Below are 9,262 nucleotides of genomic sequence, written 5' to 3'. Positions count from 1 at the left end.
CCGCTCCGCACGCCCGAGAGGGAAAATCCAACCGTCAGGGCGAACTCACAGCTGGATAGAAGTTGGGGGCAACGTCAAGAGGCAAGAGGTAACTCAAGCAATACTTGAGGCGGGGCATTTCCCATCGGGAATGGAGCTGTTTCCTGCTTCAGATGATTCTCAGTGGTAATTAATAAAGAGGGTAACTTCGGAGAGTGACTATTATATAGTTATAGTTGGTGGACGCTATGGGGATATAGGTCCTCTTGGCGTGAGTTATACAGAAATGGAGTATGACTACGCTATTGAGTGCGGAATTCCAGTATTGGGATTTGTTAATGGAAATACCGATGGAATTACATTTGATAAGACTGAGAAGGGTGATGAGGTCCGTCTCAAGCTGGACAAATTTCGCTCGAAGGTATTGAGTAGGACGTGCAGAAAATGCGCAAACTCTTCTGATCTCGGTAAGGAGGTGATGAAGAGCTTGGTGTCGGAAACTAGAATACGCCCTCGTATTGGATGGGTCCGTGCAGATCAGGCTCGCTCTATCGATGACGTCAATCGCGAGAAGCGTCTGACTGATGACCTTGCGGCGGCTGAACGCGAAATTGATGAACTTTCTAGGGCGCTGCGGGACGGGGCTGTTCTCGGCGATGAAATAGATGTTAGGGAGCTCGCGCAGGGGGGTGATTTGTACCCGTTCAATGTGGGCTATATGTCGTCCGAAAAAAAGATTGTATTCGAGTTAGTTTATGTCAGGTGGAATGAGATTTTTTCAAGCATAGGACCTTCAATGTATGGATATATACTTAGAAACTCCGTGAGTTCACACGATGCTCGGCCGACGTATATATTTGAGTCAAGTCTTATACATTTGATTAGATCAAAGATATTCGATAAAGTGCAGAACAGACGAGTGGATATATCCCCAAGTCAGATTGATGATATTGTTATCCATCTTAAAGAGCTCGGGCTCGTCAAATTTTCCGAGAATAAAGATGAGGACTCGTTCTTTCGTGGCATAACACTGACTGAACGGGGCGAAAGAGAGCTGTCTCGCTTGAAGATTGTTCGCCGATAGTCCTCCTCACTCCCACCACACCTGCGGCCCCACCGGGACGATGCCGGTCGGGTTGATTGTCTTGTGGCTCTCGTAATAGTGCCGCTTGATGTGGGTCAGGTTCACCGTCCCCTTCACCCCCGGCAGCCGGTAGAGCGCCTTCACGAAGCGCGCGAGGTTCGGGTAGTCGGCGATGCGGCGGATGTTGCATTTGAAGTGGCCGACATAGACCGGATCGAAGCGGATCAGCGTGGTGAAGAGGCGGATATCGGCCTCCGTCAGCGTCTCGCCCATCAGCCAGGAACGGCCGTCGAGCCGCGCCTCCAACTCGTCCAGCAGGACGAAGAGGGCTTTGACGGCCTCCTCATAGGCGTCCTGCGCGGTGGCGAAGCCGGCCTTGTAGACGCCGTTGTTCACCGCGTCGTAGATGCGGGCGTTGAGCGCGTCGATGCCCTCGGCCAGCGCCGATGGATAGTAGTCGTGCCGGTCCGGCGTGAAGGCGTCGAAGGCCGCGTTGAGCATGCGGATGATCTCGGCGGACTCGTTGCTCACGATGGTGCCGCGCTTCCTGTCCCACAGCACCGGCACGGTGACGCGGCCGGAATAGTCCGGGGCGGCTTCCAGATACACCTCGTAGAGCCGCTTGCGGCCCAGCACGGAATCGGCGGTCGCCCCGTCCGTGTGCCGCTCGGCATGGTCCGCGAACACCCAGCCTTCCGCCCCCATGAAGGGATCGACCACCGAGACGGAGACCACGTCCTCCAGCCGCTTCAGCGCGCGCATGATGAGGGTGCGGTGCGCCCAGGGGCAGGCATAGGAGACATAGAGGTGATAGCGACCCGCCTCGGCGGGAAAGCCGCCTTCGCCGGTGGGGCCGGGCGCGCCGTCAGGGTTGATCCAGTTGCGGAAGCTGGTGACGGTGCGCACGAAGCGCCCGCCGGTGCTCTTCGTGTCGTACCATTTGTCCACCCATTTGCCGTCGACCAGCAGTCCCATCGGCGCCTCCCTGTTCTGGCGGGAGAGTAGAGCGGAACGGCCCTCGATCCAGCAAGGATCGCTTGCGTGGCCGGCAGGGCGGTCTTGCGCGGCTGCCCGGAAGGAGGGGGGTCAGGCGTCGCCGGCCATCAGGTGGCGGCCGCGCCCTTCGCCCTTGGCGCGGTAGAGCGCGAGGTCGGCCTGCCGCATCAGCGCCGCCTCGTCGTCGCCGGGGCCGGCCACGGCGCTGCCGACGGAGGCGTAGACCACGAGGTGGCGGCCCTCGATCTCGTAAGGCGCGCCGAGCACCTCCACCAGGCGGTCGCCGAGCGCCTGCGGGCCCTCGGGCTGGGCGGAGCCGGCCTGCAGCACGGCGAATTCGTCGCCGCCGAGGCGGGCGGCGAGGTCGCCCGGCCCGAGGCAGCCGCGCAGGCGGTCGGCGGCGGCGACCAGCAGCGCGTCGCCGACGGGATGGCCGAAGCGGTCATTGACCTCCTTGAAATGGTCGAGGTCGAGCAGCAACAGCGCGGGCGGCGCCCCGTCCCGGCCGATCGCCTCGCGCAGGCGCTGGGAGAACAGCGTGCGGTTCGCAAGGCCGGTGAGCGGGTCGTGATGGGCGAGGTGCTGGATGCGCATCTCCGCGCGGTGGCGCTCGGTGGCGTCCTCCACCGTGGCGAGGTGGCCGCCATCGGGCGTGGTGTCGAGCTCCACCACGAAGACCCGCCCGTCCGAGAGATGCAGGGTAAGCGAGGCGGGCATTTGCGCCGGCAGCGCGGCGATGGCGCGGCGCAGGCCGCGTATGTCCGATGGCGCCAGCCGGCCGGCGGCCACGGTGGCGCGGGCGAAGGCCCCGACGCCGAGCCCGACCAGCGACGCGTCGCCCGGCAGGCCGAGCAGTTCGCGCAGGCGCGGATTGACCACCGCGATGTGCCCGGCCGGGTCGAGCATGCAGACGCCCTGGTTCAGATGCTCCATGGCGGTGGCGAAGCGGATATGCTGGGTGCGGCGCTCGCGCTCCATCTCGGCGAGCCGGCCCTGATAGCGGATCTGCCGCACGCCGAGCAGCACCACGCCGGCGAGGCTGAGTTCGGCGAGGCCGGCGCCGAGGATGATCACCACGGCTTCCTGCTGCCAGCTTCCCAGCACATGCAGGGCGTCGCGGCTCACCTGCACCTGCACCGGATAGGTCGACACCTCGTGCGCGGCCGAGAAGGCTTCCGGGCCGATGGCTATCCGGCGGGCATGGTCGTCGCCGGTGTCGGCCACCCGGTGCGAGGCGGCGAGCGGGTTGCCACCGCCGTCCGGCGGGCGGCCGTCCAGCGCGGGATAGCGGGCCAGTACGTCGCCGTCGGAATGCACCAGCGAGATGACGTCGCCGGAGGTGGCCGCCACCGTGCCGTACAGCGTCTCGAAATAGCGTAGCCGCACTGCCCCGAGCACGACGCCGAGAAAGGTGCCGTCCTGCGCGTTGACGCGCTGGGCGACGTGGACGGTCCATATGGTGCCGTCGGGATCGGTCAGCGGCACCGAGACATAGCGTCCCTCTGCCGGCCCGTCGCGCAGCGTGGTGAAGAAGTGACGGTCCGACAGGTTGCCGACCGCGTCGGTGACGGGGTGGGAATGGCCGATGACGTCGCCCTTGTCGTCGATGAGGGCGATGACGTCGACATGGGCGAGGCCGGCGATGCGCTGGCGCAGGGATTCGCGCAGGTCCGGCCGGTTCTTCTGGTCGCGCAGGTCGTCGACAGTGTCGACCTGCGCGCTCTCCAGTTCCTGCAATATGCCGTTCTGCGCCGTCTCCAGCGCTTCGAAAGCGCGCTCGGCCTGGTCGGCGAGCACCAGCGCCATGCGCTTGAGCTCATTGTCGACCCGGTGGATGGCGGCGTGGCGGAACGCCACGAGCACGAAGGCGACGCCCGCCGCCAGCAGCACCCCCACCACCACGCCGAACAGCACGAGCTGGCGGCCGGCAATGCTGCGGCGGCCGCCCCGCCGGCCGGAGGCGCCGGGGAAAGGTGCGACCGTCTCGGGCGCTTTGGCGGGTCGATCGGGCATGCGGGCATCCACGGGAATCCGCCGCGCGGCTTCCTGCGCGGCGATGCAGCATTATCGCACCGATTCGTTAAGAGAGCGGGGATGGCACCGCAACGTCCGCTACACCTATATCGGGGCGTCGGCGGGCGTTGCCGACGCGGAGGGAAGCGGCTTCCAGTAGAGCAGCGTGTCGGTCAGCCCGCCCTGCGGCTTGAAGGCGTAGCCCGGAATCCGGCCCGCCGGCAGGAAGCCGCACGCTTCGTAGAGCGGCCCCGCGCCGCCGTCCTGCGCGGTGTCGAGCACCAGCAGGGTACGGCGATGGGCGAGGGCCAGCCGTTCGGCTTTCTTCAGCAGGGCGGTCGCGATGCCTCGGCCGCGCCACGCCACGGCGGTCATCATCTTGGCGATCTCCGCCCGGTGCGGCTGGTTCTCCGGCATGGCGAGCTGAAGCGTCACCGTGCCGGCCAGCACGCCGTCGAGGAAGCCACCCAGTACGATGCGCTCGCCGCGCGCCGCGCCTTCCAGCGCCGCGCGCCAGAAGGCGCGCGCCCGATCCGGGGCGAGCGGGTGCATGAAGGTCACCGAGCCGCCGGCCGCCACCGTCTCCACCAGCAGGGCAGCGAGGGCCTCCACGGTCCCGGTGTCGGGCGCGAGGGGGCGGATGAGAAGTTCGCTCATGCGTCAGATCCGTGTAAGCGCGACGATGTAGGTGCAGGGCTCCTCGCCCTCATTGGCGAAGACGACATCGCCGGGCGGCCCGAAGCCGAGGCAGTCGCCCGGCTCCAGCAGGTGGCGGCGCCCGCCTTCCGTCAGGGTCAGCCTGCCGGCACGCAGCTGGAGGATTTGGCGGATATGGGCGTAGGTCGAGGCGGGCAGCTCCACCCGCGCGCCGGCGGGCAGCTCGACCTCGACCAGTTCCACCGGGTGGTCGGGCCGCGCGAAGATCTGCCGGCGGCGATAGCCGGTGGCGGGGTCGCACCACACCGGCTGGTCGGCGGCGCGCGAGAGCTGGTCCACGCCTTCCGCGCGCAGCAGCAGCCCGGCGAGGGTGAGGTCGAAGGCGGCGGAGAGCCGGACCAGCGTGGTGGCGGTCGGGCTGATCTCCTCGCGTTCGATCTTGCTGATGGTCGCCTTGGCGACGCCGGCGCGGGCGGCGAGATCGGCCAGCGACCAGCCGCGCGCCTCGCGTTCGAGGCGCAGCCGCAGGGCCAGCCGGCTGCCGGTATCGTCTATCATAGGAGACATATGTTTCTTATAATTTACGAACCGCGCCGGTTCAAGTGGAACCCGGCAATGGCCCTCGACCGGGCCGGCCGCCTGTGCTATCCGGCCCGACCGATCGAGGAAGCCCCGATGTACCGGATGCCGGCCCAGCGACGACGAGACGAGCGAGCCCGCCGCGCGGCTGCGCGCGCGTGCCTGTCCGTTTCTGCCCGCCGGCGGCCGTGAGGCACGGACGCTCGGCGCGGCACATGCCGAGCCCTGAGCGCCGAGTGTCCCGATGACCGAGCTTTCCATCTCCCTGCTTGCCGAGAACCCGTCCGACGATGCCGCCATCGAGCGGCTGGTGGCCCGCACCTTCGGGCCGGGCCGTTTCGCGCGCACGGCCTATCGGCTGCGCGAGAACAACCCGCACCGGCGCGACCTCTCCTTCACCGCCTATATCGGCACGATGCTGGTCGGCTCGGTGCGGCTCACCCCCATCGAGATCGGCCAGCTGCCGGCCCTGCTGCTCGGCCCGCTCACCGTCGAGCCGCCCTTCCGCTCGCACGGCATCGGCCGGCGGCTGGTGGAGCGCAGCCTCGAAGCCGCGAAGGCGGCGATGGAGGCTCCCGGCGCGGCGCGCCTCGTGCTGCTGGTCGGCGACGAGCCCTATTACGGCCGGCTCGGCTTCCACCGCGTTCCCAACGGCCAGGTCAGCCTGCCGGGGCCGGTCGATCCCGCCCGCGTGCTGGTCTGCCCGCTCGACGCGACGCCGCTCGACGAGATGCGCGGCGCGGTGAGGAAGGCGTTCCGCGCCGCGCCGGCCGCGTGAGGCGTCACGCCAGCGCGTAGCGCGCCGACGGGGCCGGCGCTGTCGACAGAGACCCGCACTGCCAGCCCAATCCGTGGGGTTTGCGTCGATCGGCTGGGCATCGCCGTGCGCAAGGTCTCGGTGCGCGCTGTGCTACCGCGCCGGCTGGTACCACACACGCGCCCGGCAGGAAGCAAAGCACCAACGCAGGAGGCGGGGGAGCGTCCAGACGGAGGCCGGGCGTCACGGTCGCTATTTATCTCTTGCGCGGCGAGGCGCGAATGGGCTCACTATCCTGAGTTGATAAGGATGCCGGGGGGCCGATGAACCTGAACTCCATTGCGGCGGGCGTGACGGGTGTGGTGTCGCTGGTCGGCGCCATCGGCGGCGGGGCGATCTATGTAAGCGATCTCAAGCGCCAGTTCGACGATTCCCAGATGAAGGTCGCCCAGATGCAGGTTCTGCTCGGCGACATGCAGTCCCAGTTTAAGGGGGCCGCGAGCGGGGGCGTCCCCTCGTCCGGCGCCAGTGTGCCCGGTCCAAGGGGCGAGCGCGGGCCGATGGGGCCGCAGGGTCCCGCGGGTCCTCCCGGCGAGAACGGTCTGGACGGGCGTACGCCGTCGGCGGAGGAACTGCGACGACTGGTCGATGCGGCGGTGGAGCAGAAGCTGGCGGCGCTGAGGGCGGTCGAGTTGCCGGCCCCTGCGACGTCTCCAGCAGCGGGCGTCGCCTCATCGAACGTGCAGCCGACGGCGACGGGATGCCTGCCGGAGACGGCGATCCGTCCCGGCGAGGCTCTGGTCTTGTCCGAAGGGTTAGAGATCTGCTCGAGTAAGGGCGCATTGCTCGCCACGGTGACGGCCGTCAGCGAGGATCAGCAGTCGGTGGGCTTTCTAGCGCCCGGCGAAGGGCGCTCGAGATGCAGCTTTGGCCGCAATTGCAGCTTCAACTGGCTCGGCTATTCCAAGCGCCTGTTCATCGAGCGGTTCCTTCAGCGCGATGGCCGGCCTGTGGCCCTCGTCCGCGTCGCTTCCTAAGCGTCACCGCCCCTCCCTTGCCCACGCCGCCGCCACGCCGGCGAGCAGGATGAGCAGGCCCGACAGGCCGGCGAAGAGCGGGAACAGGCCGAGGCCGCGAACCACCGAGACGTCGCGCATGGCAAGGCCCATCCAGTCCTCGCCGGCGAAGCGCTCGCCCGAACGCACAGCGACCACGCGCGGCACGCCGCCCGAGAGGTCCGCCATGCGCCAGACGCCGCCGCCGGTGGCCTCGACGAACGGGCGCAGGGTCTGCGTGGTCGAGGTCACCTCGGCGAATTCGCGCGGGTTGAGCGGGCCGACATTGACGAGCGCCGTGTGCGTGCCGTCGCTTGCCCGCCACAGGCCGAGCGTGTCGGCCGGGAAGGTGGCGCGGAAGAGGCCCGGCGCGGCGGAATCCAGCGTTATCTGCCGTGTTGCCCCGGTCGGCGTGGTGATCGTCACCGGCGGGGCGGTGTCGCCCATGGTCTGGCGCTCGACGACGATGTCCCCGCCATGGGCCACCATCTTGAGCCGCTCCTCCTCCAGGTCCGGCTCCTTCATCAGCCAGTGGGAGAGCCGGCGCAGCAGGTCGATATGCGGGCCGCCGCCCTCATAGCCGCGCGCCCACAGCCAGAAATGGTCGGACAGCAGCAGCGCCACGCGGCCCTCGCCCACGCGGTCGAGCAGCACCACGGGCTTGCCGTTCGGCCCGTCCATCACGCTGGTGCCGCGCGGATTCTGCGCGTCGATCAGCCGGAAGAAGCGCGACCAGGCCGGCGGCTCGCTCTGCGAGCCGGGCAGGGCGCGCGTCACCGGGTGGCGCTGGCCGGCTTCGGTGAGATGGGCGCGGTAGGGCGTCTCGGTCATGGTGCCGGTCGGCGCGGCGGGCAGGATGGCATCGAGCGGCGTGTAATAGACCGAGCCGTCCGAGACATAGTCGGTGCCGGCGGCGACCAGCAGGGCGCCGCCTTCCTCCACATAGCGCACGATGTTGTCGAAATAGATCATCGGCAGCACGCCCTGCTGGGCGTAGCGGTCGAAGATGATCAGGTCGAAATCCTTAATCTTCTGCTGGAACAGCTCGCGCGTCGGGAAGGCGATGAGCGACAGCTCGTTGATCGGCGTGCCGTCCTGCTTCTCCGGCGGGCGCAGGATGGTGAAGTGCACGAGGTCGACATTGGCGTCGGACTTCAAGAGGTTGCGCCAGGTGCGCTCGCCCACATGCGGCTCGCCGGAGACGAGCAGCACGCGCAGCTTGTCGCGCACGCCGTCGATGGAGACCGCCGCGCGGTTGTTCACCGGCGTCAGCTCGCCGGCAAGGCCCGCCGCCTCGATCTCGACGATGTTGGCGCCGGCATGGGTGATCTCGACCTCGACATTCGCCGGCTGGCCGGCGGTGACGATGGGGCGCGCCACCACCTCGCCGTCGCGGCGCACGGTGACGGCGACGCGCGCGCCGGCGGGGGCGCCCTCGTCCTCGACGCGGTAGCCGATGGTCTGCTTCTGCCCGACGATGCCGAAGCGCGGGGTGGAGGTGAGTGCCACGCGACGGTCGCGCTCGCCTTCCAGCCCGGAGACGATGGCGTGCACCGGCGCGCGGAAGCCGAGCGCGGCGACCGTGGCGGGAATGTCGTGCACGCGCCCGTCGGTGATGAAGATGGCGCCGGCCACCCGCTCGGGCGGCACGTCGGCAAGGCCGGCGGAGAGCGCGGTGAACAGCCGGGTGCCGTCCACCTCGCCGGCGCCGCCGCCGGCGTCGATGAAGCGGATCTCGGCGCCCTGTTCCTTCAGCCTTGCGAGACGGGTCTCCAGCTCGGCGCGGGCGGCCTGCGTCATCTGCGTGCGGTCGCCGAACTCCTGGCTGGCGCTCTTGTCGACGACGACGGCGACGACGGTGGAGAGCGGTTCGCGCTCCTCCTGCGTCAGCGAGGGGTTGGCCAGCGCCAGCACGGCCAGCGCGATGGCGAGCGCGCGCAGCAGCGAGCCGCGCGTGCGCGAGACGATCACCAGCAGCGCCACCACACCCGCGACGACGGCGGCCGCGATCAGCCAGGGCAGGGGGATGAGCGGATCGAAGGCGAGGCCGAGATTCATGCGGGGGATCCGTCGGCGCGGGTGTTACCCCCTCTCCCCGTGGGGGAGAGGGATGGGGTGAGGGGGCTACGCCCACTGGCAGCG

General features: G+C 68.2%; 8 protein-coding genes. 3 read left to right on the top strand and 5 right to left on the bottom strand.

What is annotated here, in order from left to right; genetic code table 11:
- Nucleotides 1-172 precede the first annotated feature (172 nt).
- Nucleotides 173-1,063 (top strand): DUF4062 domain-containing protein, encoded by an 891-nt coding sequence (locus tag MWN33_RS15175; RefSeq protein WP_343313342.1) that lies wholly within the window; start codon nucleotides 173-175, stop codon nucleotides 1,061-1,063.
- Between the two features lie 6 nt (nucleotides 1,064-1,069).
- On the opposite strand, the gene MWN33_RS15170 is transcribed toward MWN33_RS15175, so the two are convergent.
- The 4 genes from MWN33_RS15170 to MWN33_RS15155 all read right to left on the bottom strand — a co-directional run bounded on the left by MWN33_RS15170 (nucleotide 1,070) and on the right by MWN33_RS15155 (nucleotide 5,296).
- Nucleotides 1,070-2,038, bottom strand: a complete 969-nt coding sequence (locus MWN33_RS15170; protein ID WP_247201878.1) for a glutathione S-transferase family protein — start codon at nucleotides 2,036-2,038, stop codon at nucleotides 1,070-1,072.
- Between the two features lie 111 nt (nucleotides 2,039-2,149).
- Nucleotides 2,150-4,072 carry a sensor domain-containing diguanylate cyclase gene (locus MWN33_RS15165; RefSeq protein ID WP_247201877.1) on the bottom strand — a complete coding sequence of 641 codons (1,923 nt, stop codon included), beginning with the start codon at nucleotides 4,070-4,072 and terminating at the stop codon, nucleotides 2,150-2,152.
- A gap of 105 nt (nucleotides 4,073-4,177) precedes the next feature.
- Entirely contained in the window at nucleotides 4,178-4,729 is a 552-nt protein-coding gene (locus tag MWN33_RS15160; protein WP_247201876.1) for a GNAT family N-acetyltransferase, read from the bottom strand.
- Nucleotides 4,730-4,732: 3 nt separating this feature from the next.
- Entirely contained in the window at nucleotides 4,733-5,296 is a 564-nt protein-coding gene (locus tag MWN33_RS15155; RefSeq protein WP_247201875.1) for a helix-turn-helix domain-containing protein, read from the bottom strand.
- A gap of 256 nt (nucleotides 5,297-5,552) precedes the next feature.
- Here MWN33_RS15155 and MWN33_RS15150 point away from each other — a divergent pair, with 256 nt between their 5' ends.
- A complete protein-coding gene (locus tag MWN33_RS15150; RefSeq protein ID WP_247201874.1) occupies nucleotides 5,553-6,086 on the top strand; it encodes a GNAT family N-acetyltransferase in 534 nt (177 codons plus the stop codon).
- Nucleotides 6,087-6,388: 302 nt separating this feature from the next.
- Nucleotides 6,389-7,102, top strand: coding sequence for a hypothetical protein (locus MWN33_RS15145; RefSeq protein WP_247201873.1), 714 nt, complete (start codon nucleotides 6,389-6,391; stop codon nucleotides 7,100-7,102).
- 3 nt (nucleotides 7,103-7,105) lie between these two features.
- Here MWN33_RS15145 and MWN33_RS15140 read toward each other — a convergent pair whose 3' ends face one another.
- Nucleotides 7,106-9,178 (bottom strand): hypothetical protein, encoded by a 2,073-nt coding sequence (locus MWN33_RS15140; protein ID WP_247201872.1) that lies wholly within the window; start codon nucleotides 9,176-9,178, stop codon nucleotides 7,106-7,108.
- Nucleotides 9,179-9,262: the final 84 nt, after the last annotated feature.

It is taken from the genome of Ancylobacter koreensis, from assembly GCF_023016525.1.
Classification (GTDB): Bacteria; Pseudomonadota; Alphaproteobacteria; order Rhizobiales; family Xanthobacteraceae; genus Ancylobacter; species Ancylobacter koreensis.
Note: the sequence above shows the minus strand (reverse complement) of the source record. Positions and strands in the feature narration are given on the sequence as shown.

Coding starts and splice junctions, on each gene's coding strand:
- MWN33_RS15170 (WP_247201878.1), bottom strand. CDS start 2,038: ATGGGACTGCTGGTCGACGGCAAATGGGTGGACAAATGGTACGACACG.
- MWN33_RS15165 (WP_247201877.1), bottom strand. CDS start 4,072: ATGCCCGATCGACCCGCCAAAGCGCCCGAGACGGTCGCACCTTTCCCC.
- MWN33_RS15160 (WP_247201876.1), bottom strand. CDS start 4,729: ATGAGCGAACTTCTCATCCGCCCCCTCGCGCCCGACACCGGGACCGTG.
- MWN33_RS15155 (WP_247201875.1), bottom strand. CDS start 5,296: ATGTCTCCTATGATAGACGATACCGGCAGCCGGCTGGCCCTGCGGCTG.
- MWN33_RS15150 (WP_247201874.1), top strand. CDS start 5,553: ATGACCGAGCTTTCCATCTCCCTGCTTGCCGAGAACCCGTCCGACGAT.
- MWN33_RS15145 (WP_247201873.1), top strand. CDS start 6,389: ATGAACCTGAACTCCATTGCGGCGGGCGTGACGGGTGTGGTGTCGCTG.
- MWN33_RS15140 (WP_247201872.1), bottom strand. CDS start 9,178: ATGAATCTCGGCCTCGCCTTCGATCCGCTCATCCCCCTGCCCTGGCTG.